The 26959-nt window shown below is 72.4% G+C and carries 21 protein-coding genes; 8 read left to right on the forward strand and 13 right to left on the reverse strand.

Going from position 1 to position 26959, the window contains the following annotated elements:
* Window positions 1–488: 488 nt before the first annotated feature.
* The 5 genes from M1P99_RS05280 (at window position 489) to M1P99_RS05300 (ending at window position 6584) form a co-directional block, all read left to right on the forward strand.
* A complete protein-coding gene (locus M1P99_RS05280; RefSeq protein WP_304451549.1) occupies window positions 489–2090 on the forward strand; it encodes an ABC transporter substrate-binding protein in 1602 nt (533 codons plus the stop codon).
* A gap of 72 nt (window positions 2091–2162) precedes the next feature.
* Window positions 2163–3098 (forward strand): ABC transporter permease, encoded by a 936-nt coding sequence (locus M1P99_RS05285; protein WP_304451550.1) that lies wholly within the window; start codon window positions 2163–2165, stop codon window positions 3096–3098.
* On the forward strand, window positions 3095–3985 hold the full coding sequence (locus tag M1P99_RS05290; RefSeq protein WP_304451551.1) for an ABC transporter permease: 891 nt from the start codon (window positions 3095–3097) through the stop codon (window positions 3983–3985). Before M1P99_RS05285 ends, M1P99_RS05290 begins: the two co-directional genes overlap by 4 nt.
* A complete protein-coding gene (locus tag M1P99_RS05295; RefSeq protein WP_304451552.1) occupies window positions 3982–5589 on the forward strand; it encodes an ABC transporter ATP-binding protein in 1608 nt (535 codons plus the stop codon). The genes M1P99_RS05290 and M1P99_RS05295 overlap by 4 nt, the downstream gene beginning before the upstream one ends.
* A gap of 185 nt (window positions 5590–5774) precedes the next feature.
* Window positions 5775–6584 (forward strand): methyltransferase domain-containing protein, encoded by an 810-nt coding sequence (locus tag M1P99_RS05300; RefSeq protein WP_304451553.1) that lies wholly within the window; start codon window positions 5775–5777, stop codon window positions 6582–6584.
* A 40-nt stretch (window positions 6585–6624) separates the two neighbouring features.
* Here the strand turns inward: M1P99_RS05300 and M1P99_RS05305 are convergent, their stop codons facing one another.
* Window positions 6625–7467, reverse strand: coding sequence for a GNAT family N-acetyltransferase (locus tag M1P99_RS05305; RefSeq protein WP_304451554.1), 843 nt, complete (start codon window positions 7465–7467; stop codon window positions 6625–6627).
* A gap of 79 nt (window positions 7468–7546) precedes the next feature.
* Window positions 7547–9184, reverse strand: coding sequence for an alpha/beta hydrolase (locus M1P99_RS05310; protein WP_304451555.1), 1638 nt, complete (start codon window positions 9182–9184; stop codon window positions 7547–7549).
* A gap of 143 nt (window positions 9185–9327) precedes the next feature.
* Here M1P99_RS05310 and M1P99_RS05315 point away from each other — a divergent pair, with 143 nt between their 5' ends.
* The gene (locus M1P99_RS05315; RefSeq protein WP_304451556.1) at window positions 9328–9792 is read left to right on the forward strand and encodes an Lrp/AsnC family transcriptional regulator; all 465 of its coding nucleotides are present in this window, start codon (window positions 9328–9330) and stop codon (window positions 9790–9792) included.
* Window positions 9793–9901: 109 nt separating this feature from the next.
* On the opposite strand, the gene M1P99_RS05320 is transcribed toward M1P99_RS05315, so the two are convergent.
* The 10 genes from M1P99_RS05320 to dxr form a co-directional block, all read right to left on the reverse strand.
* Window positions 9902–10681: an IclR family transcriptional regulator gene (locus M1P99_RS05320; RefSeq protein WP_304451557.1), complete on the reverse strand. Its 780-nt coding sequence runs from the start codon at window positions 10679–10681 to the stop codon at window positions 9902–9904.
* A gap of 50 nt (window positions 10682–10731) precedes the next feature.
* Complete coding sequence (locus tag M1P99_RS05325; protein ID WP_304451558.1) at window positions 10732–11697, reverse strand: PDR/VanB family oxidoreductase; 966 nt, start codon at window positions 11695–11697, stop codon at window positions 10732–10734.
* Window positions 11698–11735: 38 nt separating this feature from the next.
* Complete coding sequence (locus M1P99_RS05330) at window positions 11736–11987, reverse strand: hypothetical protein (RefSeq protein ID WP_304451559.1); 252 nt, start codon at window positions 11985–11987, stop codon at window positions 11736–11738.
* Entirely contained in the window at window positions 11984–13063 is a 1080-nt protein-coding gene (locus tag M1P99_RS05335) for an aromatic ring-hydroxylating dioxygenase subunit alpha (protein WP_304451560.1), read from the reverse strand. The genes M1P99_RS05330 and M1P99_RS05335 overlap by 4 nt, the downstream gene beginning before the upstream one ends.
* Before the next feature lie 267 nt (window positions 13064–13330).
* Window positions 13331–15043 carry an NAD(P)/FAD-dependent oxidoreductase gene (locus M1P99_RS05340; RefSeq protein ID WP_304451561.1) on the reverse strand — a complete coding sequence of 571 codons (1713 nt, stop codon included), beginning with the start codon at window positions 15041–15043 and terminating at the stop codon, window positions 13331–13333.
* Between the two features lie 115 nt (window positions 15044–15158).
* Entirely contained in the window at window positions 15159–15965 is an 807-nt protein-coding gene (locus M1P99_RS05345) for a carbon-nitrogen hydrolase family protein (RefSeq protein WP_304451562.1), read from the reverse strand.
* A gap of 243 nt (window positions 15966–16208) precedes the next feature.
* On the reverse strand, window positions 16209–17690 hold the full coding sequence (locus tag M1P99_RS05350; RefSeq protein WP_304451563.1) for an amino acid permease: 1482 nt from the start codon (window positions 17688–17690) through the stop codon (window positions 16209–16211).
* Between the two features lie 543 nt (window positions 17691–18233).
* A complete protein-coding gene (gene ispG, locus M1P99_RS05355; RefSeq protein ID WP_304451564.1) occupies window positions 18234–19391 on the reverse strand; it encodes a flavodoxin-dependent (E)-4-hydroxy-3-methylbut-2-enyl-diphosphate synthase in 1158 nt (385 codons plus the stop codon).
* Window positions 19392–19620: 229 nt separating this feature from the next.
* Window positions 19621–20976 carry an RIP metalloprotease gene (locus M1P99_RS05360; RefSeq protein ID WP_304451565.1) on the reverse strand — a complete coding sequence of 452 codons (1356 nt, stop codon included), beginning with the start codon at window positions 20974–20976 and terminating at the stop codon, window positions 19621–19623.
* A 27-nt stretch (window positions 20977–21003) separates the two neighbouring features.
* Window positions 21004–22209: a 1-deoxy-D-xylulose-5-phosphate reductoisomerase gene (gene dxr, locus M1P99_RS05365; protein ID WP_304455584.1), complete on the reverse strand. Its 1206-nt coding sequence runs from the start codon at window positions 22207–22209 to the stop codon at window positions 21004–21006.
* Window positions 22210–22501: 292 nt separating this feature from the next.
* On the opposite strand from dxr, the gene M1P99_RS05370 reads away from it, so the two are divergent.
* Together M1P99_RS05370 and M1P99_RS05375 are read left to right on the forward strand one after the other, a co-directional pair.
* Window positions 22502–24172, forward strand: a complete 1671-nt coding sequence (locus M1P99_RS05370) for a CocE/NonD family hydrolase (protein ID WP_304451566.1) — start codon at window positions 22502–22504, stop codon at window positions 24170–24172.
* Between the two features lie 155 nt (window positions 24173–24327).
* The gene (locus M1P99_RS05375; protein ID WP_304451567.1) at window positions 24328–25374 is read left to right on the forward strand and encodes a serine protease; all 1047 of its coding nucleotides are present in this window, start codon (window positions 24328–24330) and stop codon (window positions 25372–25374) included.
* Between the two features lie 121 nt (window positions 25375–25495).
* Here M1P99_RS05375 and M1P99_RS05380 read toward each other — a convergent pair whose 3' ends face one another.
* Window positions 25496–26920 (reverse strand): aldehyde dehydrogenase family protein, encoded by a 1425-nt coding sequence (locus M1P99_RS05380; protein WP_304451568.1) that lies wholly within the window; start codon window positions 26918–26920, stop codon window positions 25496–25498.
* Window positions 26921–26959: the final 39 nt, after the last annotated feature.

Below are 26959 nucleotides of genomic sequence, written 5' to 3' on the forward strand. Positions count from 1 at the left end.
GATATGGCCGCCGGCGGGCGATCGCGCCCCGTCGGACCCACCGCACACCGACACGCACAGCAGTCACACGGGACCTCACCGTTACAACCCCGTAACAGAAACCGGCGAAACGGATAAATCAGCCCTTAAACACCACGGTTTCGCTTCCCGGAGACATCGATTGGGGCACAACCCCCGGTGGCCCGACCGCGGTGCGCGCCGCCCTGGGAGCGCGGGCGCGATGCGCACACGAGCACGCTCAGCTCACGCGCCAGGCGCCGGAAAGTACCAGGCCACAGCCGGATTCGCCACCATGCCACGCGACCGCTCCCCCGGCCCGATCGATGCGCAGGAACCACCGCCTGTCAGCACATGAGCGCATTTGACGCTCTCATCAGGCGCAACAAGGATCAGATGAGTCGACTCCGGCCCCACGTGCCGTGCCCCACGGACGCCGCCCCCCACCCGGGGTCGACACCGAGAAGTTCCCAGTCCAGACGAGGTGTCCTGTGCCGTCCCTGCCCGAAGACCCCACCGCTCGCGTCCTCGGCGTCCCCAGCCGCCGTTCCCTCCTGAAGGCCTCAGCCGCGGGAGCGGCCGTGACCCCGGTCCTGGCCGCCTGCGGCGGAGACGAGGAAACCGCGAGCTCCGGCGACGGTGAACCCCAGCGCGGCGGCCACCTGCGCGTCGGCGTCGCGGGCGGCGGCGCCAGCGACACCCTCGACGCGCACGAGCCCACCGACAACGTCGACATCGCGCGCAACTACGCGCTGTACGCGTCGCTGATGCGCTACAGCAACGACGGCACCCTCGAGCCGTACCTGGCCGAGTCCCTGGAGTCCAACGACGACGGCACCGAGTGGACCCTGGTCCTCAAGGAGGGGCTGACCTTCCACGACGAGTCGCCCGTGACCGCCGACTCCGTCGTCTTCTCGCTCCGGCGCATCCTGGACCCGGACGACCCCAGGCGCGGCGCCGGCGACCTGGAGGGGGTCGACTACGAGGCCCTGGAGGTCGTCGACGACCGCACGGTGGTCATCCACTGCACCGAGCCGATGGTCACCCTGCCCGAGGCGCTCGCCGAGTACTACAACTGCGTGGTGCCCGAGGGCTACGACCCGGACGAGCCCGTCGGCTGCGGCCCCTTCCGCCTGACCGAGTTCGAGGTCGGCCAGTACAGCCTCATGGCGCGGCACGAGGGCTACCACGAGGAGGGCCTGCCCTACGTCGACGAGCTGGAGATCATCGACTTCCCCGAGGACGACGCCCGCGTCAACGCGCTGAGCAGCCAGAACGTCGACGTCATCAGCCAGGTGCCGCACGCCCAGGTCGCGATCATCGAGGGCGACCCGTCGCTGTCGATCATGGAGTCCGAGACCGGCATGTGGCTGCCGTTCACCATGCGCGTGGACCAGGCCCCCTTCGACGACGTGCGCGTGCGCCAGGCCTTCCGGCTCATCGTGGACCGCCAGCAGATGATCGACCAGGCGCTGTCCGGCTACGGGCAGATCGGCAACGACATGTACGCGCGGATGGACCCCTCCTACCCCGAGGACTTCGAGCAGCGCGACCAGGACCTGGACGAGGCCCGGCGGCTGCTGGACGAGGCCGGTCACGGCGACGGCCTGGAGGTCGAGCTGGTCACCGGCGACATCAGCGCCGGCGTGGTCGCCGCCGCCGAGGTCTTCAAGGAGCAGGCCGCCGCGGCCGGGGTCACCGTCATCCTGCGCCGGGTCAACCCCAGCGACTACTGGAACCCGGAGGAGGGCTTCCCCTACACCTTCGGCCAGGACTTCTGGAGCGCCCGCAACTACATCACCCAGACCGCGCAGGGCTCGGTCGTGGGCGCGCCCTACAACGAGACCATGTGGGGCGAGGACGAGGAGTGGGTCGAGCTGATCGACCAGGCCCGCAGCACCGCCGACGTGGAGGAGCGCAACGAGATCATCCGGCAGGCGCAGCGGATCGAGTACGAGGAGGGCGGCTACATCGTCTGGGGCTTCGTCAACCTGATCGACGCCCACACGACGAGGGTGCACGGGCTGGAGCCCGCGGTCTCCGGCCACCCCCTGGGTTCCTATGCCTTCCACCAGGTGTGGATGGACCAGTAGGGCGCGGCACCGTCCGCCAGGGCGGGTGCCCCGGGCACCCGCCCCCCGTCCGACCGCAACCGAAAGCTCACCATGACTCGACTCATCGTCGTCCGGCTCCTCTTCGGCGCCCTGACGCTCTGGGCGGTGTCCCTCGTGGTCTTCGCCGCCACCCAGGCGCTACCCGGTGACGCGGCCCAACTCATCCTCGGGCGCGACGCGACGCCCGAGCGCCTGGCCGTGCTGCGCGAGCAGCTCAACCTGGGCGAGCCGGTGGCCGTGCAGTACCTGCACTGGCTCCAGGGCATCGCCCAGGGCGACCTGGGCACGTCGTTCTCCAACCGGCAGCCCGTCGCGGACTACCTCGCCGCTCCCGTCCGGAGCTCGCTGACCCTGATGGGGCTGTCCGCGCTCGTGGCCACGCCCATCGCGCTGGCCGTCGGCGCGTTCAGCGCGCTGCGCAGGGACCGGGCCTTCGACCACTCCTCCTCGATGGGAACGCTGATCGTGGCGTCCATCCCCGAGTTCGTCGTCGGCATCCTGCTGATCCTGCTGCTGGGCCCCGGCGGCCTGGACCTGTTCCCGTCGGTGTACGCCCGCGAGGGCGGGCCCGACCAGTGGATCCTTCCCGTGCTGACACTGGCGCTGGCCGTGGCCCCGCCGATCGTGCGCATGATGCGGGCGACGATGATCGAGGTCCTGGAGAGCGAGTACGTGCAGCAGGCGCGGCTCAAGGGCATGAGCGAGCGGCTCGTGCTCTGGCGCCACGCCGCGCCCAACGCCATCGGCCCGGTCGCCCAGGTGGTCGCCCTGCAACTGGCCTGGCTGGCCGGCGGCGTGGTGGCGATCGAGTACCTGTTCAACTTCCCCGGCGTCGGCAAGGTGCTCATGGACGCCATCGAGAACCGCGACGTGCCCCTGATCCAGGCCGTCGTCCTCCTCATCGCCGGGATCTACATCCTCGTCAACCTGGTCGCCGACGTGATCGGTCTGGCGGCCAACCCGAAGGTGAGGGTCGCGAACCGATGAGTGCGCCTTCGACAAAGACGGCCGAGACCGTCCCCGCGCCGCCCCGGCGCCGCCCCGGCCTGTTCCGCAACGCGTGGCGGTTCGGCCGGACCAAGGTCGGCGTGGGCCTGACCGCCCTGGTCGTCCTCGTGGCCGTGGTGGGCCCCTTCGTGGCCCCGTACACGCCGACGGAGTTCGTGGCCAAGCCGTACGAGACGGGCGTGGACGGCGTGCTGTTCGGCGGCGACAACCGCGGCAGGGACGTGCTCACGCGCTTCCTGTGGGGCGGGTGGACCCTGCTGGTGCTGGCGGGCTCCGCCGCCGGCATCGGCGTGGCCGCGGGTACCGTCGTCGGCATCGTCGCCGGGTACCAGGGCGGGTGGCTGGACAACGCCCTGATGCGCGTCAACGACGTCCTGCTGGCCTTCCCCCAGCTCATCGCCGCGCTGCTGGTGATGTCGATCATCGGCCCCAAGGTGTGGCTGATCGTGGCCGTCATCGCGGTCTCGCACCTGCCGCGCGTGGCCCGGGTGATCCGCGAGGCGACCCGCAAGGTCATCGAGCAGGACTTCGTCAAGGCCGCCGAGGCGATCGGCCTGCCGCGCTGGCGGATCATGGCCGTGGAGATCCTGCCGAACGTGACCAGCCCGCTGCTGGTGGAGCTGGGTCTGCGCCTGACCTACTCGATCGGCGTGGTCGCGGTCCTGGGCTTCCTCGGCATGGGCCTGCAGCCGCCGACGGCCGACTGGGGCCTGATGATCAACGAGAACCGCCAGGGCATGGCCGTGCAGCCGTGGGCGGTGGCGTTGCCCGTGACCGCGATCGCGGTCCTGACGATCGGCGCCAACCTCATCACGGACGGGCTCTCGCGGGCCGCGATCGGCATCGACCGGGGGGTCGAGAAGTGACTCAGGAGAAGACGCCGAACGAGACCACCGCACTGGTGGTCGACGGCCTCAGCGTGATCGGGCGTCCCTCGGACGTCGAGATCATCAGCGGCGTGTCCATCACCGTGCGGCGCGGCGAGATCCTCGGTCTGGTGGGCGAGTCCGGGTCGGGCAAGACCACGCTGGGCCTGTCGCTGCTGGCGCACTGCAAGCGGGCCACGGAAATCTCCGGCGGCCGCGTGGAGGTGGCCGGGTCCGACCTGGCGACGCTGTCCGAACAGGGCGTGCGCGCGCTGCGGGGACGTGCGGTGGCCTACATCCCGCAGTCGCCCGCCTCCGCGCTCAACCCCGCGCTCAGACTGCGCACGCAGCTGCGTGAGGCCCTGCACGACACCTCCCTGTCCGCGGACGAGGTGGCCGACCGGGTGAGAGAGGTGCTGCGCGAGGTCGCCCTGCCCGACGACGACGCCTTCCTGGCGCGCTACCCCCACCAGCTGTCGGGGGGCCAGCAGCAGCGCGTGGCGATCGCCATGGCCTTCATCGGGCGGCCGGACGTGATCGTGCTCGACGAGCCGACCACGGGCCTGGACGTGACCACGCAGTCGCACGTGCTGGACACCATCCGCCGGATGACGCGCGACTACGGGACGGCGGGCGTCTACATCAGCCACGACATGGCCGTGGTCGCCGGCCTGGCCGACGAGATCGCGGTGATGTACCGGGGCGAACTGGTCGAGCGCGGTCGCACCGGCGAGGTCATGGCGGCGCCCCGGCACGAGTACACGCGCCGGCTGCTGCGGGCCGTCCCCCTGCTGCGGACCGACCACCGGGAGGAGGAGGCCGCGCCGGAGGAGGAGCCGCTGCTGCGCGTGCACGGCCTGTCGGCCGGATACGGGCGCACCACGGTGCTGGAGGACATCGACGTGTCGGTGTCGCGCGGGGAGTGCGTGGCGCTGCTCGGCGAGTCGGGGTCGGGCAAGACGACCCTGTCCCGGGCGGTCGTGGGCCTGCACCGCCAGTTCTCCGGGGACATGGTCTTCGACGGCGCGCAGCTGGCGACCGGCAGCTACCGGCGCACGGCCGAGCAGCGGCGGCGCGTGCAGTACGTGTTCCAGAACCCGTACGAGGCGCTGAACCCGCGCAAGCGCGTGCGCGACCAGATCCTGGGCCCCTACCGGCACCTGGTGGGTCGGCCGGAGGACCCGGACGCCGTGGTGGCCGAGGCACTGGAGCGCGCCGCGCTGTCGGCCTCCTACGCCGACCGCTTCCCGGAGCAGCTCAGCGGCGGTGAGCGCCAGCGGGTGTGCATCGCCCGCGCGGTGGCCACCAAGCCCGACCTGCTGGTGTGCGACGAGATCACCTCGGCGTTGGACGTGTCGGTGCAGGCGGAGATCGTCGCGCTGCTGCGCAACCTGCAGGACGGGGGGATGGCTCTGCTGTTCGTCACCCACAACATCGCGCTGGTGTCCAACATCGCCGATCGCGTCGCCGTGCTCAACAAGGGCCGGATCGTGGAGTACGGGCCGGTTGGCGAGGTCATGTCGGCGCCCGAGCACGAGTACACGCGTGCGCTGATCGCCGACACCCCGGACTTCGCGCCGGGCTTCGCCCAGACCGCGGAGTAGCGTCGCGACGCAGCCCCGGCCGGGTGACCCGGCCGGGGCTGCGTCGTGCTCGACGCGCCGACCCGCCGACCCGCCGAGAGCCGACCTCACCCGGTGAGGAGGTCCCCATCGTGCCCTGGCGACCGTGCCGGGCCGCGGGGATACTGGTCGCAAGGACGACGGCCGCCCGGTGGGAGGAGTCGGCCATGGGTGCTGGAAGCGGCTGGCAGCGGGCGCACGTGCCCGCCGGGAACTACGCGCGCGACCTCGTCCCCGCCCTGTTCGCGCCCTGGGCGCGGCACCTGGTGGCGCAGGTGCGGCCGCGCACCGGGGAGTCCGTGCTCGACCTCGCCTGCGGGACCGGTGTGGTGGCACGGACCGCCGCGGCGCAGGTGGGGCCGACGGGATCGGTCACCGGTGTCGACGTCAGCGCCGACATGCTGGACGTCGCCCGCGCCGGGGAGGAGCCCATCGCGTGGGTGTGCGCGCCGGCCGAGCGTACGGGACTGCCGGACCGCTCCTTCGACGTGGCCCTGTGCCAGCAGGGACTGCAGTTCTTCCCCGACCGGCCGGCCGCGCTGGCCGAACTGCACCGCGTGGTGGCGGCGGGGGGACGGGTGGCGCTGAGCGTGTGGTGCGATCCCGGTACCCCGGGCTACACGGCCGTGCGGGAGGCGCTCGCGCTGCACCTGGCCGAGAGCACCGGCCCGGTGGCGTTCATCGACGCGATCTTCGGGCTGGCCGACGCCGGCGAACTCCGCGCGCTGCTGGAGCACGCCGGGTTCACCGGTGTGCGGATCGGCCGGCGCACCGACGCCGTGCGCTTCCCCTCGCCGGAGGCATGGGTCCGGGCCTTCCTGGGCGCCGCCCCCGTGCCCGGCATCGGCGGCCCCGCGGCGCCGGAGCTCGATCCGGTGGTGGCGGAGGCGGCGGCGCGCCTGCGCCACCTGACGGACCGCGGCACGGGGCTGGCCTTCCCGCTGAGCGCGCACACGGCGGTGGCCACCCGCCCGTAGGCGCGCCGACCCGCGGCGAGGCCGGGGTCGGGGCCGGCGGTCAGAACAGGACCGACATGACCTCGCCGACCTGGCGGAAGCCCACTCTCTGGTACGCGGCGCGCGCGGGGGTGTTGAAGTCGTTGACGTAGAGCGTCACGCGGGGGGCGATCTCGGCGAGCGCGTACTCGACCACCGCCGCCATCCCCGCGGTGGAGTGGCCGCGGCCGCGCAGGTCGGGGTGGACCCACACGCCCTGGACCTGGCAGGCGTGCGGCGTGACGGCGCCGATCTCGGCCTTGAACACGACGCGCCCGCCCTCGATGCGCGCGAAGGCGCGGCCGGTGCGCACCAACTCCTCCACCCGCGCGCGGTAGAGCGCGCCGCCGTCGCCGGAGTCCGGCGGCACGCCGACCTCCTCGGTGAACATCGCGACGCAGGCCGGGACCAGGACGTTGAGCTCCGAGGGCCGTACGCGCCGCACCAGCGGGTCCGCGGTGACCTGGGGCGGACCGTCGATCTCCAGGACGGGCTGGCTGGCGCGGATCACCCGGGCCGGCCCCCACGCCGGGGTGACCTGCCGCCAGAACTCGGCGACGGCCTCGACGGGGCCGACGATCGAGGAGCAGCGGCGGCCGCGCCAGCGGGCGTGGTCGGCGAACCCGCGGATCGCGGCCGGGCCGGCGTTGACCGGGACCAGGTTGGCCCCGGAGTAGCACAGGGCCGTCAGGCGCCCCCGGTCGAGGTGGCCCCACACCTCGGTGCCGGTCGGACCGGCCGAGATACCGGTCGCCATCAGCCGTGACGTGACGAAGACGTTTCCCACGGGATCGGTGTCCAAGAGCGCGTGGACGGCCTCGCGGTCTCGCTCTCCCAGGACCCGTACCGGCGAGGTCCGCAGCATCGCATCTCCCCCATCGTTCCGCCGACGTCGCGGCGGCCGCCGGCGGCGACCGCACGCGCCTGTTCGCGCCGGTTCCAGACTATTCGACCATGTCGGCGGAGTCCGGGGCGCGGTCGAGTCCGAAGGGACCGAACCGCTGCAGGTCGGGTGCGGGAGCGCTCTGCGCCTCGCGCGGCTGTGGCTCCGGTCCGGCCTGGCAGGTGAGGTCGGCGCCCGGCCCCGGGTCGGGCAGCTCGCCCTTGAGCAGGTACGCGGAGACCGCGTCGTCCACGCAGGTGTTGCCGGTCAGCGCGACGCCGTGCGTGAGGCCGCCGTCCTCGATGACCAGAGCGGATCCGGGCAGGCGCCGGTGCAGGGCGTGGGCTCCCTCGACCGGGGTCGCCCCGTCGCCGGTGGCGTGGACCACGAGCGCGTCGCCGGTGTAGGCGGGGTGCGCGCGGGGGCCGTCGCCGACCCCGAACCAGTCGCCGGAGGGCGCCGACCACGTCGCGCAGGGCGCGTTGTACCAGGTGTTGTGCCATGCCATGAAGGGTGCGTCCTCGTGGACGTCCTCGGTGTCCGAGCGCCAGGTGTCCCAGTCCTTCGGCCAGTGGGAGTCGGTGCACTGGACGGCGAGGTATCCGGCGTAGCCGTTGTCGCTGCCGGCGTCGTCGCCATAGGTCTCGTGCAGGTCGATCAGCGGGCCGGAGTCGTCGTCGTTGACCTGGGACGACAGGGCCGAGGCGACGGTCGGCCAGGTGCGTCCGCTGTAGGCGACGACGATCACCACTCCCTCCAGCTCGGTGGGTCCCACGGTCCCGGAGGCGGGTTCTGCGCCCAGGCGCTGCCGCAGGGCGTAGTAGGCGTCGGCGACCTCCTCGCGCGTGCCGCCGAGGCCGTAGGCGTCCTCGTGGCGGGCGACCCAGTCGAAGAAGGTGCCGGTGGCCCGGTCCAGGGCACGGCTCTGTACGTGGTTGCTCTCGTACCACGGGTTGTCGGGGTCGACCACGCTGTCGAGGACCAGGGCGCGCACGCGTTCGGGGTAGAGCGCGGAGTACACCGTGCCCAGGTAGGTGCCGTAGGAGTAGCCGAGGTAGTCGATGCGCTCCTCGCCCAGGGCGGCGCGGATGGCGTCCATGTCGTGGGCGGTGTCCTCGGTGCGCATGTGCTCCAGGAGGGGGCCGCTGTTGTCGGCGCAGGCCCGGGCGTGCGCCTCGGCCCGGTCCAGCAGTGCGCTCTCCTCGTCCGGACCGGCGGGGACGGTGTCGGGGCGCACGGGTGTGAAGTGGTCGGGGTCGCAGGCGACCGCCGGGGTGGAGGCGCCGACGCCGCGGGGGTCGAAGGAGACGACGTCGTAGACCTCGCGCAGTTCCCCGGACATGCGCCGGTGGGTGTGGGCGGCCCACATGCGCCCGGCGCTGCCGGGGCCGCCGGGGTTGACCAGCAGCGTGTGCTCGGCGGTCCCGGTGGCGGGGACCCGGGACAGGGCGAGGTCGACGGTCGCGTCGTGCCCCGCGGTGCTCCCGGTGTGGTCCCCGCGGGCCATCGGGACGGTCAGGGTCGCGCACTCCAGCGTCTCGTCGGCCACGGGTTCGAGGTCCGCGCACGGGCCCCAGTCCAGGACCCTGAGGTCGACCCGCGTCGCCGGTGCCGCCTCCCCTGCCTGGACGGGAAGCGCCGCCACGAGGGAGGCCAGGATCGCTCCGGTGGAAGCGGTGGCCCAGATTCGTGCTCGCACTCGTCGACTCCCTCATACCCGACTGGTCTCCCTATGAATAGTTATCACTACTAAGAGTGACAATCAGTGGCGACACGAGGGCCGTCCTCTCACCGCCCGGTAGCATGTGCCCTGGTCAGGTCGGAACTGGACGGAAGGTCGGTATGCGTCTGGATCGCGTCGATGAGCGGATCATCGCGATACTCGGCGCCGACGCGCGCATGAGCTTCGCCGAGATCGGCGGCTCGGTCGGCCTGAGCCCCTCGGCGGTCAAGCGGCGTGTGGACCGGCTGGTGGAGTCCGGCGCGGTGCGCGGGTTCACCGTGGTGGTCGAGCCGCAGGCCATCGGGTGGACCACGGAGGCGTTCATCGAGCTGTACTGCCGGGCGCGCACCTCACCGGGGGAGATCCGCACCGGGCTGGCCGCCTACGCGGAGATCACCTCGGCGTGCACGGTCACCGGCGAGGCCGACGCCGTCGTCCAGGTGCGGGCCCGCGACACGCACCACCTGGAGGAGGTCATCGAGCGCATCGGCGCCGAGCCCTTCGTGGTGCGCACCAAGAGCACGCTGGTCCTGTCCCGCCTGGTCGACCAGCCCATCCTCGCCGGAACCGCCGACCTGCCCTGACCGGGCACCACCGGGGGTTCGCGTCGTCGCCGCCGTCACGCCGGCGTCGTGCGAGCGATGGCGACCGCCCGTTCGCTGACGAGGACGCCCCGGCGACCTGATCGCGGGGTCAGCGGCGGCCCGGTGGGCAGCTGAGGGCGCGCGAGATCCCCCTCGCTGCGGCTTGGACGACCGGGGCCAGAGCGGCGGGTCGGGCCTCGTCCAGCCGCACCACCAGCGACACGGCCGCCACGACGTCGCCGCCCGCGTCACGGACCGGCGCGGCCACCGACAGCGCGTCGGTGGTCACCTGGCCCTCGCTCACGGCGTACCCGGAGCGGCGGATCTCGGCCAGGCGGGCCCGGAGCCGCACCGGATCGGTCACGGTCAGCGGCGTGTGGGCGCGCAGCGGGCCGCCCAGTACCGCGTCCTGGACGCCGACGGGTGCGTGGGCGAGCAGGACCAGTCCGACCCCGGTCGAGTGCAGGTCGAAGCGCCCGCCGACCCGGGTGAGGACGGGGATGGCGTGCCGCCCGGCGATGCGCTCCACGAACACCAGCTCCCGGCCCTCCCGGACCGCGAGCTGCACGTTCTCCCGCGTGACCTCGTACAGGTCCTCCAGGAAGGGCATGGCGGCCTCGCGCAGTCCCAGGCCGCGCGGAGCCAGCGACGCCACCTCCCACAAGCGCAGCCCGACCCGGTAGCGGCCGTCGGCGTCGCGTTCCAGAGCGCCCCACTCCACCAGCTCGGCGGCCCGCCGGTGGGCCGTGGGCAGGGACAGCCCGGACCGGCGGGCCAGCTCGGTGAGGGTCAGCTCCGGGGTGCCGGGGGTGAAGGCGCCCAGCAGCGCGAGCACCTTGGCGGTGACCGTGCGGTGGTCGGGGCGCGCCCCGTCCGCGCTGTCCGCCACGTGCACCTCCCCCGTCCGCCTCACACCGCCCGTGCGCCCCACCCGTCCCCTCAGAGTTCGAGGACGAGCCGGGGCGTGTGCGCACGGGACACGCAGATCATCATCATCTCCCCCGACTCCCGCTCCTCGTCGGTGAGCAGCGAGTCCCGGTGGTCGGGCACACCGTCGAGCACGGGTGTCTCACAGGTACCGCAGGTGCCCTCGCGGCAGGAGGAGAGCACCTGGACGCCGGCGTCCTCGACGGCCTCCAGCACGGACCGGTCCCCGGGGACGCGAACGGTCACACCCGTCTCGGCGAGCTCCACGTCGAACGCGCCCCCGCCCGACCCGGCCTCCCTCGGAGCGAACCGCTCGACCCGGAGCGTACCCGGTGGCCAGCAGGAGGCCCGCTCCTCCACGGCCGCGATCAGGGGTTCGGGGCCGCAGCAGTAGACCAGGGTGTCGCCTCCGGGATCGGAGGGCAGGGCGTCCAGGTCGATCAGCCCGACCTCGTCCTGGGGCAGCAGCGACACCCGGTCCCCGTGCTCCCGGGCCAGGTCCGCACCGAAGGCCATGGCGGTCCGGGTCCGCCCGCCGTAGACCAGCCGCCAGTCGGCTCCGGCGGCGTGTGCCGCCCGGACCATGGGCAGCAGCGGCGTGATGCCGATGCCGCCGGCCACGAACACGTAGCGCGGGGCCGGAAGGAACGGGAAGGCGTTGCGCGGTCCGCGCAGGCGGACGGTGCTCCCCTCCGCCAGCCGCTCGTGCACGAACCGCGAGCCGCCGCGGCCGTCGGGCACGTCCAGGACGGCCACGCGCAGGACGTCGCGTTCGGCCGGGTCGCCGCACAGCGAGTACTGGCGGACCAGGTCGGGGCCCAGGACCAGGTCCACGTGCGCGCCCGGTTCCCAGGGGTCGAACGCGCCCCCGTCGACACGGGTGAAGGTCAGCCGCAGCACGCCGTCCGCGACGGCCTCCCTGCGGTCCAGCCGGGCGTCGAACTCCAGCTCGACGCGCGGCCCGGTGGTCACGGTCATCTTCTGCCTCTCATCGTCCACGGCACACCCGTGGCTGTTCAGCGGCCGGACGGAACCGGCTCGCGCGGGTCCGCCGCGTCCTCGGCGGGCCCGGACGCCGCCCGGTCACCGGTGCCGGGCCCGTGCCCGTCGGGGTGGTCGAGCACCCATGTCCAGAGCACGACCGGGTCCTCGAAGAGCCGCTCCGCCCCGCAGTGGCACACCGCCCGCAGCTGGTCGGTGCCCAGCACCCAGTGGATGCGGACGATGCCGTCGCCCCGGAGCATGGGCCGGTTGCCGACGGGGCTCACGACCGGACCCGCCCGGCCGCCGCGGTCGGCGCCGAGGGCGCCCGCCCGCGGCCCTCGGCCGCCATGGCCTTGAGCATGCGGCGCGCGGCCAGCCCGCCGGTGTCGATGTTGACCGACAGCTCCTGGTAGCCGTCGGCCTCCTGCTCGACCACCTTCTCCAGCAGGTCGAGGGCGACCACGTCCTGCAGGACGACGGTGCGGTTGTTCTCCTTCAGGAAGGCCGAGACCTTCTCGTCGCCGAGGGCGAAGTCGCGCGCGACCGCCCAGAAGTCGTGGGTGCTGTGCTCGGTCTCGGGCGTGATGGCGTACACCACCTCGACGTGGAAGGCGTCGGGGTCCGTGCCGTCCTCGTGCGGGAGCACGCCGACGGGGGCGATGCGGCTGTGCAGGAGGTACAGGCACGGGGGCCGGTACTCGATGTCCTGCCAGCGGGTGATGCGGCCCTGGATGCCGGTGGACTCGGCGTAGAAGGGCGGACAGGCGGCGTCGGCCATGTGGCGGCTGACGTAGACCACGCGCTCGGACTCGTCGACCTCGGTGGTGATGGGGGTCTCGGCCACCTCGGGGGTGCCGATGTAGCCGCCGTGGAGGTAGGTCTCGTGGGAGAGGTCGAGGAGGTTGTCGACCAGCAGGTCGTAGCGCGCGGCGAGCGGCTCCATTCCGCACACCACGGTGTAGGCCGGGTCGTCCAGCCAGGGTGCGCGCGGAATCGGGGTGGCCTGGGCCAGGTCGGGCTCGCCGATCCACACCCACACGAACGAGTCCTGTTCGACCACGGGATAGGAGGGCACGCGCGCGGTGCGCGGGACGCGTTTCTGGCCCGGCACGGACACGCACGTGCCCTGGGTGTCGTAGGTGAAGCCGTGGTAGCCGCAGATGATGCGGTCACCTTCCAGCCGGCTCTCGGAGAGGGGATAGCGGCGGTGTACGCAGCGGTCGGCGAGGGCGACGACCTCGCCGGCCTCCGTGCGGTAGAACACGATGGGTTCGCCGAGGATCGTACGCGCGAACAACGCGCGACCGACCTCGGTCCCGTACGCGGCGACGTACCACTGGTTGCGAACGAACTCCGTCATGTGCGCGGCCTCCTGCGTCGGTGGACGGCCACGGGGAGCGCGGATCCGCTGCGCCGCCGACGGTGTCGGGTCGCCGGGGTCACGCGTTCCGCGCTCCGTGGCCTCGGTCACCATGCTGTGTGACGCGGGTCGGCTCGCGCAGTACGACTTTCACTCAGTGAAAGCGTTCCGGAACGGCGTCGGCCCCGGCCGCGCGGGGCGCGGTCGGGGCCGACGGGCTTCCGGTCCGGGGCGGCACTCGAGGGGAGGTCCGCTCCCGGCGGGGCCTCAGTCCTCGGGCAGGGCGAGCGGGGCGAGTTCGTCGAAGACGTCGCCCGGACCCGGGTTGGCCGGATCGGTCCCGCCGCCGAAGTGACTCGCCACGCCCCACACGGCGTTGAGGGCGGTCTGCACGGCGCCCTCGGCCCAGCCGGCGGTCCAGGACACGTCGTCCCCGGCCAGGAACAGGCCACGGTGGCGCTCGGCTAGGCCGTCCTGCTTGAAGTGCGTGAACAGGCGGCGCTGGTACCGGTAGTGGCCCGGCAGGTTGGCCTTGAACGCGCCCATGAAGTAGGGCTCGTCCTCCCACGAGACCGTCACCGGGTCACCGGTGATGTGGGAACGGATGTCCACGTTCGGGTAGATCTTGCCGAGGGAGGAGAGCATGACCTCCAGGCGCTCGTTGGCCGACAGCGGCAGCCACTTCAGCGAGTCGTCGCACCAGGTGTAGGACATGCAGATCGCGGCCGGCCCGTCGGGGTCCTCTCCCTCCAGCAGGTAGGTGCCGCGGGTCATGCGGTCGGTGAGCGTCATGCTCATGGCGTCGCGGCCGGTCTCGGGGTCCTGGTCCCGCCAGAACGCGCGGTCCACCGGCACGAACAGCTTCGAGGACTCCATGTAGTGGGTGCGCTCGATCGCCGTCCAGTGGTCGATCGGCAGCAGGTCCTCGTCGCAGTCGATCTTGGACAGCAGCATCCAGCTCTGCGCGGTGAACACGGCCGCCGCGTAGGTGCGGGTCGAGCCCGAGGCGTCGGTGACCGTGATGTTGCCCGACGGGGAGCCCTTGGCCGCGGTCCGGCGCAGGGCCGTCACGGCCGGGCGGGGGCCGCCCTCGTGCAGCGAGGCCAGGGTCGTGCCCTGCGCCCAGTGCACGAGCTTGTCGGGGGCGTCCTCCCACAGGCGCAGCGGCAGCTGCTGGACACCGCCGACGATGCCCATGTGGTCGTCGTCCGCGCCGGTGTAGGTGACGCGCAGGATCTCCAGGATGGAGTTGGGGAAGTCGGTGTCCCAACCGCCGGTCCCGAAGCCGACCTGGCCGAAGATCTCCCGGTGGCGGAAGGAGGCGAAGGCCGGGGAGTCGCACAGGAAGCCGTAGAAGGTCTGGTTGTCGAGCTTGGCGACCAGCTCGTTCCAGATCTCCTTCTGCGTGGCGACGTCGCGCTCGCGGATGGCCCGCTGCATGCGGGTGTGCTGGGCGCCCTCCTCCAGGGTGCGGTCCCAGGCGCGCGCCACCTCGCGGTAGACCTCGGGCAGGTCGTCCAGGGTGGTGGCGTAGTGGGACTCTCCCTTGAGGTCGACGACGGTGCTCGGCGTGACCGGGGAGAGCGGGTTGGGGAAGGCGACCGTCTCCAGGCCGACCCGGTCGACGTAGTGCCAGAAGGAGGTGGACGACGGCGGGAAGCGCATGGCGCCCATCTCGGCGACGACGTCGTCGGGGCAGTGGTCGAGCTTCTCGGTCCGCAGCCGGCCGCCGATCCGGTCCGCCTCGTACACGACCGGCTTCAGGCCCATCTTCATCAGCTCGTAGGCCGTGATGATGCCGGAGAGCCCGCCGCCGATGACGGCGACCTCGGTCCCGTGGCTCCCGGCGGGGACCTGCCCGATCCCGGCGGGGTGCTCCAGGTAGTCGTCGTAGGCGAACGGGAAGTCCGGTCCGCACATGTTCAGCGGTGTGTCCTGCGCGGGCGTGGAACCGGCGGCCGTGGGCACGGCAGACGTCATCAGACCCCTCCTTCACGTGGGTGTGGGCGAGCGGGTGGCTCGGTTGGCCGGCCGGGGGCCGGGCGGATCAGCGTGGGTGCGGGTGGTGCGGGTGGTGCCGCGGCGCGGGCGCGGCTCAGGCGGTCAGCCGGGCGTAGAGCTCCGGTCGCCGGTCGGCCAGATAGGACTGGTCCCGGCGGGCCCGGGCGAGCGCGGCCGGGTCGACGTCGCCGACCAGCAGCTCCTCGTCGGGGCCCGCCCGCAGCGTGTCGGTGCCGTCCGGCGCGACCAGGGCGCTCAGCCCCGCGTACCGCAGGTCGCCCTCGGTGTCGCAGCGGTTCACGTAGACCAGGTGGATCTGGTTCTCCAGGGCGCGGACCGGCACGAGGCGGGTCGCCACGTCGGTGAAGGGTCGCATGAGGGCCGTGGGCACGACGAGCAGCTCGGTCCCGGCCAGGGCGTGGGCCCGCACGGGCTCGGGGAACTCCACGTCGTAGCAGACCAGCAGACCCAGGCGCAGGCCGCCGAGTTCCACCTGGACGACGGGATCGGACCCGGCCGTGAACGCACCGCGGTCCAGGTCGCCGAACAGGTGCGCCTTGCGGTAGGCGGCACGGGGCGTGCCGTCGGCTCCGACGAGCTGGACGGTGTTGTACACGGTGCCGTCGGCGCGCTCGGGGAAGCCGTGGACGATGGCGATCCCGGTGTCGGCGGCGATGGCGGCGACCGCGGCGCACAGGGGCCCGTCGGCGGGTTCGGCCAGGCGGTCGGTGTCCGCGCCGATGTTGTAGCCGGTCATCGACATCTCCGGGCCGACGAGCAGGTCGGCTCCGGCGGCGGCCGCGGCCGCGGCCCGGTCGGCCAGACGGGCCAGGGCGGCGGCGGTGTCACCGCTGGGGGCGGTCCCCTGGTCCAGGGCCACGCGCAGGGCTCGGTCGCTCACCGTGTCACCTCCGGTCGTCGGTCGCTGCTCGGCCGCATCCACTCTAGGGGCGAATGTCCGCTTTTTCAGTGCATCGGATCATCGGTTCGTTGCGTCTTCGTGGCGAAGTGCCGCTTTTTCTTGCACGTATGCGCGCTTTGACGCGTGATCTGTGTTCCAGGACACGACGTCGACGCCACCGGAGGGACCCTGGGCGAGCCCTCGGGCCCCTCCGGGGCGTTCACCGTGCGCGCGGAACGGCCGTCAGGAGCGGACCTCGACGGTGTCCGCGTGCTCCAGGGCCGATCGGCGCATGCTGTAGGAGAAGTAGACGACCAGGCCGACCGCGAGCCAGGAGAGGAAGGCCACCCACACGCTCAGCGCCATGCTGAACATCAGGTAGGCGCAGGACAGCACGCCCAGGACCGGGGTGACCGGCGAGCCCGGCATGCGGAACGCGCGCTTGAGGTCGGGCCGCGACCGGCGCAGCACCAAAACCGCCACGTTCACCAGGGCGAACGCGAACAGGGTGCCGATCGCGGTGGCGTCGGCGAGCGGGCCGAGCGGGATGAGCGCGGCCAGCAGGGCGATGAGCACCGACGTGATGATCGTGTTGGCGCGCGGGGTGCCCTTGGCGTCCAGCGTGGAGAACGCCTTGGGGATGAGGCCGTCGCGCGACATCGCGTAGAGGATGCGCGTCTGGCTGTAGAGGACCACCAGGACCACGCTGGCCAGGGCGAGCACGGCACCGGCCGCGAAGATGACCGCCCACACGGGGGTGCCGGTGACCGCGGTGAGGATCCCGGCGAGCGAGGTCTCCCCGTCGGCGAAGTCGGCCCAGTTGAGCGCGCCGACGGCGGTGAAGGCCACCAGGCAGTACAGCGCGGTGACCAGGATCATCGAGAACATGATCGCGCGCGGGAGGTCGCGCTGGGGGTTCTTGGCCTCCTCACTCGCCGTGGAGGCCGAGTCGAAGCCGATGTAGGAGAAGAACAGGGTCGCGCCGGCGGCGCTGACACCCGCCATGCCCATCGGCATGAACGGCGCGAAGTTGCCGTCCTGGACGGCGGTGACGGCGATGGCCACGAACATGACCAGGATGGCGATCTTGATGGCGACCATGACCGCGTTGACGCGGCTGCTCTCGCGCACCCCGACGAGCAGGGCGAACATCGACAGCAGGACCACGACGGCGGCGGGGACGTTGATCAGCCCGCCCTCGAGGGGGCCGGCGAGCATCGCCGGGGGCATCGACAGACCGGTGGTCAGGTGCAGGAGCTCGTTGATGTACTGGCCCCAGCCCACACCGACGGCGGCGACGGAGACGCCGTAGGTGAGCATCAGGCACCAGCCGCACACCCAGGCCATGAACTCGCCCATGGTGGCGTAGGCGTAGGAGTAGGCCGAACCGGAGGCGGGGATCATCCCGGCCATCTCGGCGTAGGCCAGGGCGGAGAAGAGCGCGGTCACTCCGGCGAGCACGAAGGCCAGGACGACGGCGGGGCCCGCGACCGGCACCGCCTCGCCCAGGACCACGAAGATGCCGGTGCCGAGGGTGGCTCCGATACCGATCATGGCGAGCTGCCAGAAGCCCATGTGGCGCCGCAGTCCGGCGCCCTCGGCGCCCTCGGTCTCCGCCACCAGCTTCTCGACCGGCTTGCGTCTGGTCAGTCGTTCCCTCAGCGCGGGCGCACCGCCCGGGCTCGTGGGCGCGTTCGCGCCCACAGGGGTCTGCTGGTCGACCACGTGTCACTCCTCGACGTTCCTGCGTGCGGGCACACCGAAGCCAGGCAGGACACAGTGGTCCCCTGGAACGGTGAGAGGGGGTGGGTGGACATCCGTTCCATGCCTGTTTCAGCCGGAACGTGCCCTAGGCAACATTAGCCGCGTAACCCGCGTAACATGACCCACATTCATTGCGTTTGTCTGGACGAATGCCCCGGATCCGTGCGGCACGGCGCAACAATACGCACGATGGCGTGATACATGTCACGTGACATGACGCAGTGTGTCCACGCGCGCGTGACCTGCGGTTTCACCCGTGTCCGCGGCACGCCCCGGGCCCGACGGGCCGCCCGGCGGACGCTGACAGGCAGGCGGGCGGCCGGACGGGGTCGTGTGGTGGCGGAGCGGCGGAGCGGCGGAGCGGCGGAGCGGCGGCCAAGGCGACCGCGTGGCCGCGTGGCCGCGTGGCCGCGAGCATGAGAAAACCCGCCCCGCCTCTCGGTGGAGGGGGACGGGTTTCGGCGGCGCCGGACGGCCGGAGAACAGTCCGCAGCCGTCGGTGGATCAGCCGGCCACGGCCACGGTGGGCTCACCGGGCTCGACACCGGACTCGCCCATCTGCTCGGCGATGCGCATGGCCTCCTCGATGAGGGTCTCCACGATCTTGGACTCGGGGACGGTCTTGATGACCTCGCCCTTGACGAAGATCTGGCCCTTGCCGTTGCCGGAGGCCACACCGAGGTCGGCCTCGCGCGCCTCGCCCGGGCCGTTCACCACGCAGCCCATGACGGCCACGCGCAGCGGCACCTCCATGCCCTCCAGACCCGCGGTGACCTCTTCGGCGAGCGTGTAGACGTCCACCTGCGCCCGGCCGCAGCTGGGGCAGGAGACGATCTCCAGGCCGCGCTCGCGCAGGCCCAGGGACTCCAGGATCTGGGCGCCCACCTTGACCTCCTCGGCCGGCGGGGCCGACAGGGAGACGCGGATGGTGTCGCCGATGCCCTCGGAGAGCAGGGCGCCGAAGGCCACGGCCGACTTGATGGTGCCCTGGAAGGCCGGGCCCGCCTCGGTGACGCCCAGGTGGAGCGGGTAGTCGCAGGCCTCGGCGAGCTGCCGGTAGGCGTTGACCATCACGACGGGGTCGTTGTGCTTGACCGAGATCTTGATGTCGCGGAAGTCGTGCTCCTCGAACAGCGAGCACTCCCACAGCGCCGACTCCACCATCGCCTCCGGCGTGGCCTTGCCGTACTTGGCGAGCAGGCGCTTGTCCAGCGAGCCGGCGTTGACACCGATGCGGATCGGGGTCCCGGTGTCCTTGGCGGCCCGGGCGATCTCGGCGACCTTGTCGTCGAACTTCTTGATGTTGCCCGGGTTCACGCGCACCGCCGCGCAACCGGCCTCGATGGCCGCGAACACGTACTTGGGCTGGAAGTGGATGTCGGCGATGACCGGGATCTGCGACTTCTTGGCGATGATCGGCAGCGCGTCGGCGTCGTCGTTGGTGGGCACGGCCACCCGGACGATCTGGCAGCCGGAGGCGGTCAGTTCGGCGATCTGCTGGAGCGTCGCGTTGATGTCGGAGGTACGGGTGGTCGTCATCGACTGCACCGAGACCGGGGCGTCCCCGCCGACGGGGACGTTTCCCACCATGATCTGCCGGGAGCGCCGACGGGTCGCCAAAGGGCGCGGCGGAGTGGTGGGAATGCCGAGATCGATGGACACGCTTGATTCACCTCGTCTACCGCCCGGAGGGAGGGGCGGCACTTGAAATCTTCCGATAGAGGGCGCCTGGCGCGGCGCGCGGTGCCGCGTCCGAGTGTGCGCACGGCCGACCGGTGGAATCGGCGGCTCGGGCCGCATCACCGTTCCCGGATCGCGATCCCAAGGTTACCTGCACCTACGGGGCCGACCGGCAGGCCCGCCGACACCGCCCCGTCGGATCTTCCCGCCGTCAACCGAACAGTCTGACCGGGTTGACCACGTCGGCGATCAGCAGCACCACGCTGAAGACCAGGAAGCACGCGACCACGACGTAGGCGACCGGTGTCAGCAGTGCCACGTCCACCGGCCCCGGGTCGGGCCGCTTGGTCAGTCTCGCCCAGCCGCGCTTGATCCACTCCCAGATCGCACCCGCCATGTGACCGCCGTCCAGCGGCAGGATCGGGAGCATGTTGAAGGCGAACAGGAAGAGGTTGACCCCGGCCAGGATCTGGATCATCAGCGCCGCGGTGTCGGCGACCGGCAGCCCCTGCGACATGATCTCGCCGCCGATGCGGGAGATGCCGACGATACCCACCGGGGAGTCCTGCGTGCGCTGCTCGCCCAGGAAGGCGGCGGCGAACACCTCCGGGACCCGGCTGGGCAGGTTGATGAGGGCCTCGCCGACGGCGACGAGCATGCTGCCCATCTCCGCCGCGGACTCCCCCAGGGTGAGCGGCGCCCGCTCGTTGAGGAAGACGATGCCGAGGAAGCCCACCGTCTCGGTCCGGTAGACGGCGAAGCCCTCGTCGTCGTAGACCCGTTCGCCGTCGGCGTCGGTCTCGTAGAGGATCTCGCCCTCGGCGTCGCGCGCGGGCAGCTCGTTCTCGATGATGTCGACGTCGAAGGCGCGCGGCTCGCCGTCGCGCTCGACGACGATCTCGGTGCTGCCCAGCGACCGCCGGATCAGCTGGTTGGCGGAGTTCCAGTCGGGCGCGGGCTCCCCGTCCACCGAGACGATGACGTCGCCCGGCTCCAGGCCGGCCTCCGCCGCCGGGGTGGGCGGCAGGCCCTCGCAGTCGCTGACCGAGCTGCCCACGGGCGCCACGCACTCGCTGACCGCACCGATGGTGGTGGTGCTCTGCGGGACGCCGATGCCCATGAACAGAATGGCGAGCAGGATCGCGGCCAGCACGACGTTCATCGCCGGGCCGGCGAACATGACGATCAGCCGCTTCCACGGCGCCCGCTGGTAGAACTGGCGGTCCTGGTCCTCCGGCGCCAGCTCGACGTAGGAGGCCTCACGGGCGTCCTCGGCCATCGCCCGCCAGCGCGAGAGCTTGCGGCCCCCGTCGTCGGGGGTCCTGCGCGCCGGCGGCAGCATGCCGACCATGCGCACGAATCCGCCGAGGGGGACGAGCTTGACGCCGTACTCGGTCTCCCCGCGCCGGACGGACCAGAGGGTCTTGCCGAAACCGACCATGTACTCGGTGCACTTGATGCCGAACATCTTGGCCGTGGAGAGGTGACCGAGTTCGTGCCAGGCGATCGAGAACAACAGTCCCAGTACGAACAGGATGATCCCGATCACGGTCATCGCCAGGACCATGCATCTCTCCTCAAGCCGGTTGGGGACCTAACCCGCGAGCAGCTCGTGTGCGCGGGCCCGGGCCCAGCTGTCAGCGGCGTACACGTCGCCGAGGGTCAGCTCCGAGGGCGACGGCCCCCGTTGCCCCGCCCGCTGGTGATCCGAGACTACCCGTGCCACAGTGTCCATGATGGCCGGGAACGCGAGGTTTCCCTTCAGGAAGGCGTCGACCGCCTCCTCGTTGGCGGCGTTGTAGACCGCGGGCGCGGTCCCGCCCTCCGCTCCGACCTCGCACGCCAGCCGGACCGCGGGGAAGGCCTCGTGGTCCAGCGGCTCGAAGGTCCAGTTCTGGGCGGTGGTCCAGTCCAGTCCGGGAGCGGCACCGGGGACCCGGTCGGGAGCGCCCAGGCCGTAGGCGATCGGGATCATCATGCTGGGCGGGCTGGCCTTGGCGATGGTGGACCCGTCCACGTACTCCACCATCGAGTGGACGATGGACTGCGGGTGCACGACGACGTCGATGCGGTCCAGCGGCATGTCGAACAGAAGGTGGGCCTCGATGACCTCCAGGCCCTTGTTGACCAGGGTCGCGGAGTTGACCGTGATGACCGGGCCCATGCTCCACGTGGGGTGCCGCAGGGCGTCCTCGGGCGCGACGTCGGCCAGGTCGCGGCGGGTGCGGCCGCGGAAGGGCCCTCCGCTGGCGGTGACGACCAGGCGGCGCACCTCGTCGCGGCGGGCGTGCACGTGGCCCTGGGCGAGGCTGCCCAGCTCACCCTCGGGCAGGTAGGGGAAGCACTGGGCCAGGGCGTAGTGCTCGGAGTCGACCGGGACGATCTGGCCGGGTGCGGCCAGATCGCGCACCAGCGGACCGCCGATGATGAGGGACTCCTTGTTGGCCAGCGCGAGCCGGCGGCCGGCCCACAGGGCGGCGAGGGTGGACTCCAGGCCCAGCGCCCCCGTGATGCCGTTGAGGACGACGTCGCACGCGGATCCGGCCAGCTCGGCGACACCGTCGGCCCCGGCCAGCACGGTGGCGTCGCTGCCGTGCCCCGACAGCGCCGCGGCCAGCTCGGCCGCGCGTTCGGGGTCGGCCACCGCGACGGTTCCGACACCGAGATCGGCCGCCTGTTTGGCGAGCAGGTCCACCCGGCCGCCGCCCGCGGCGAGCCCGACGACCCGGAAGCGCCCCGGATTGCGCTGGACGATGTCGACGGCCTGGGTCCCGATGGATCCGGTGGAGCCGAGGATCACTACTGTTCGCTGCTGTTCTTCTCGCACGCCCTCATTGTTCCGCACGCGCGCGGCTCCCGCCGACCGCCTGTGGACAACCGCGGAGCGGGCCGGGGCGGTGCTCCGGGACGGCGACGGCCGCCCGGGAACCGTTCCTCCAGGACGGGCACGGAGGGCTTTACAAGTCGGCGGCGGTCACTTAACTTGACCCGTGAGTAGGTTACTGGCGAGTTAAGCAACCGACCTCCCGACGGCGGGGCGCGACGCCCTCGGGATTCCCTCCCCCGTCCCCCACCCCCCGAGGTCCCGCCGCATGCACTCCGCGCCCCTTCCTCCGCCCGTGCCCGACCCCCGGACCCCACCGCCCGCCCGCGGGCCCGCGCGCACCCTCGCGCGCCTGCTCGCCGGCGCCCTGGCCGCACTGCTGACCGCCGTGCTGCTGCCCGCCGCACCCGCCGCCGCGGCGGTCGGCGCCACGGTCACCCACGAGACGATCACCGGCCACGGCGGCGCCGAGCTCCAGGCCAAGGTATTCACCCCCACCGGCGTGGAGGGCCCGCACCCGCTGCTGGTCATGCCCTCCGCCTGGGGCACCCCCAACCTGATCTACGTCGGCGCCGCCCACCGGCTCGCCCACGAGTCCGGCTACCAGGTGATCGCCTACACCTCCCGCGGCTTCTACGACTCCGGCGGCGAGATCGAGGTGGCCGGCCCCGAGGACCGCGCCGACGCCAGTGCCGTCATCGACTGGGCGCTGGAGAACACCGACGCCGACCCCGAGCGGATCGGCATGGGCGGCATCTCCTACGGCGGCGGCATCAGCCTGCTGACCGCCGCCGAGGACGACCGCGTGCGCGCGGTGGCCGCGCTCAGCGGGTGGACCGACCTGGCCGCCTCCCTCTACCCCGAGGCCACCGTCAACGAGCAGGCCGCCGAGCTGCTGCTGCTGGCCGGAAACCTCACCGGGCGCCCCGGCGAGAGCCTGCGGGAGATGGAGCGGGAGTACCGGAACGGGAACATCCAGCCGGCCCTGGACCTGGCCCCCGACCGTTCCGTGGCCACCAAGGTCGACAGCATCAACGCCAACGGCACCGCCGTCATGCTCGCCAACGCGTGGAACGACGGCATCTTCCCTCCCGGACAGATCACCGACTTCTACGAGGCGCTGGAGGGCCCCAAGCGGCTCATGCTGGCCCCCGGCGACCACGCCACCCAGGAGGCGTTCGGCGCGGTCGGCCTGCCCAACGAGATCTGGGCCTCCGTGGGCGACTGGTTCGACCACCACCTCAAGGGCGAGGCCAACGCCGTCGCCACCGACGACCCGGTCCACGTGCGGCCCAACAACGGACGCGGCGGCTGGACCACCCATCCCGACTGGCCCTCGGTGACCGGCTCCACCGAGACCTACTACCTGGACCGCCCGAGCACCCACTGGTTCCGCTGGCAGAGCAGCGGGAACATGGAGCCCGAGCCCTCGACCGACTGGGGCTACCGGTTCCGCACCGGCATCGGCACGACCGCCCAGAGCGGCACGGTGCTGCTCTCCGGGGCCCTCCAGCAGTTCTTCGACGTGCCGACCGGGGTCTCGCTGCCCCTGATCGACCGCTACCGGGCCGCCGTGTGGACCAGCCCGCGCTTCCCGGACGGCGCGCGCGTGGCGGGCACGCCCGAGGCGGTGTTCACGCTGACGCCGACCGCGCCGGACCAGTCGGTGTTCGTGTACCTGTACGCCATCGACGGCGGCGGCACCGGATCGCTGGTGTCGCACACCCCCCACACCCTGCGCGACGCCGTGCCGGGCGAGCCCGTGACGGTGCGCGCGGACCTCCAGCCTGTGGTGTGGGACGTGCCGGCCGGACACCGCCTCGCGGTGGTGGTGGACAGCAAGGACTACCGCTACGACAGCGAGAGCCGGATCGGCCACCGTGTCACGGTGACCTCCCCGGCGCAGGCACCGACGCAGGTCACGATCCCGCTCGCCTGACCCGGCCCGCCCCGGCCCCGACCGGCACCGGCCCCCTGGACGGCGGCCGGGCGACGCGACTCCCGCCGCGCCGTCCGGCCGCCTCGTTCCCACGAAGCACAGACACAAACCCAAAGTAGTCTTTGGGTTACTCAAAGTATGCAAGTATCGGGCGCATGAATGTGCCCACCACTCCCAAGATCCTGGCGTGCCTCGCCGCCGCGGCGGTCCTGCTCGGCGGCACGGCCGCCGCCGACCGGCTCCCCTCCCCCGCCTCCGCCCTCACCCGGACGGTGTCCTCCACCGAGGAGGCCCCCGACCGCGAGGCGCTGTCGCGGGCGGACGGGGTGTCGCACCAGGCGGCCGCCGTCACCGACGCCGAGCGCCGCGCGGTACTCGACTACTGGACGGTCGACCGCATGGCGGCGGCCCAGCCGATCAGCATGGCCGCCGTCGACCTCGTGGAGGACGCCCTCCAGCTCTCGGAGCGCGCCGAGGCCGAGCCGCAGGCGGCACCGCACCCCGACAGCACCGGTGAGCGCTGGACCGCCGGCGGCCTGGTGGCCCGGACGACCGGAAAGGTCTTCCTCACGATGGACGGGCGCGACTTCACGTGCTCGGCGTCGGTCGTGGACTCGGACAACCGGAGCACGCTGGTCACCGCCGGGCACTGCGCCAAGGACGGCCGCGGCTCATGGGCGAAGAACTGGACGTTCGTGCCCGGTTACGCCGACGGCGCGTCCCCGCACGGCCGCTACACCGCGCGCGACCTGCTGGTCGCGCCGCGCTGGGACCGCGAGGCCGACGACAGCTACGACTTCGCCATGGCGGTGCTCAACACCCGGGACGGCCGGACCGTGCAGGAGGCCGTCGGCGCACAGCGGATCGCGTTCGACACCTGGACCGAGGAGCGCGTGCGCGACGGCGTGCAGGTGTACACGTTCGGGTACCCGGCCGCCTCCCCGTTCGACGGTCGTGACCTGCACTACTGCTCGGGCCGGACCACGCCCGACACCGGCGGCACGACCGCCAACGGCGTCGGCTGCACGATGACCCAGGGCTCCAGCGGCGGCCCGTGGTTCTCCGGTTTCGACACGGGGACGGGCCGCGGCACGATCTCCTCGGTCGTGAGCTTCAAGTACGCGAGCGACAGGAGCACGCAGTACGGGCCGCGGCTCGGGTCCGCGGCCCATCGCGTGTTCGAGCACGCCGAACGCCTGTAGGCCGCTCGGCCGGGCGCGCCCGGCCGAGCGAGCGGCGCGAGGGCGCCGGCGGGGTTCTGAAGGACCGGACAGGTGCGCTCCCGAGGAGGGAGCGCACCTGAGGGGCCGGCGGCTCCCGGGCCTACAGGTCGATCCCGGTGAGCACCAGGACCCGCTCGTAGGTCAGGTCGGTCATCGCCGCGCGCACGCCCTCCTTGCCCACGCCCGACTTGCCGACACCGCCGTAGGGCATCTGGTCGGCGCGGAAGGTCGGCACGTCGCCGATGATCACGCCGCCGACCTCCAGTTCGCGGTGGGCCCGGAACGCGGTCCGCAGGTCCCGGGTGAACACGCCCGCCTGGAGGCCGAAGTCACTGTCGTTGACGGTGGCGAAGGCCTCGTCGGTGCCCGACACCCGCTGCACCACCAGCACGGGGCCGAACACCTCCTCGCGCACGACCTTGGCGTCGGCGGGCACGTCGGTGAGGACGGTGGGCGCCACGGTGACGCCGTCGCGCGTACCGCCGGTCCGCAGCTTGGCGCCCGCGGCGACGGCCTCGTCGATCCACGCGGCCACGCGAACGGCCGCGCCCTCGTCGACCAGGGGGCCCACGTCCGTGGCGGGGTCGGCGGGGTCGCCCACACCGAGCGCCTCGACCGCGTCCACCAGGCGGGAGACGAACTCGTCGTGGACGGCGTCGGTGACCACGACGCGCTGGACGCCGATGCACACCTGGCCCGCCTGGTTGTTGCCGAACAGCGCCACGCGCCCGGCCGCCCAGTACAGGTCGGCGTCGTCGAGCACGACGGCGGCGGCGTTGCCGCCCAGCTCCAGGGTGACGTGCTTGTGCGGGGCGAGCTTCTGGAGCTCCCACCCGAACTGGCCGCCGGTGAAGGAGATGACCGGGAGGCGCTCGTCGGTGAGCAGCGCGGCGGCGCGGTCGTTGGGCATCGGCAGGACCGACACCATGCCGCCGGGCAGGGCGGTCTCCGCGATGATCTCCCCGAGGATCAGGGCGGTCATCGGCGTCGCGGGCGCGGGCTTGAGGATGATGGGCGCGCCGACCGCGATGGCCGGGGCGATCTTGTGCGCCACCAGGTTGAGCGGGAAGTTGAACGGGGAGATGCCCAGCACCGGGCCCTGGGGCACGCGGCGCACCAGCGCCATGCGACCGGTGCCGCCGGGGTCGGTGTCCAGGCGCTGGAGCTCGCCGCTGTCGCGTCGGGACTCCTCGGCCGCCCACCGGAAGACCGAGACCGCGCGGCCCGCCTCGGCCCGCGCCCACTTGATCGGCTTTCCGCTCTCGGCGGTGATGGTCTGGGCGATCTCCTCGGCGCGTTCGGCCAGGCGCCGGGAGACGTGGTCGAGCGCGTCGGCCCGCACGTGCGCGGGCAGGGCCGCGGCCTCCGGGGAGACCGCGTGGGCCGCGGCGACGGCCTCCTCGATCTGGGCGACGGAGGGTACGGCGACCGTACCCGCGGTCCGCCCCGTGTAGGGGTTGACGACGGTCATCTCGGTGTCGCCGGTCGCGGCGGTGCCGGCCAGCCAGAACGGGCGCGTAGTCATGGCAGTGACGCTAGCCCCCGCGGCCGGGGGCCGCTTTGT

The sequence above is a fragment of the Nocardiopsis sp. YSL2 genome (assembly GCF_030555055.1).
In the GTDB taxonomy this organism is placed as follows: domain Bacteria; phylum Actinomycetota; class Actinomycetes; order Streptosporangiales; family Streptosporangiaceae; genus Nocardiopsis.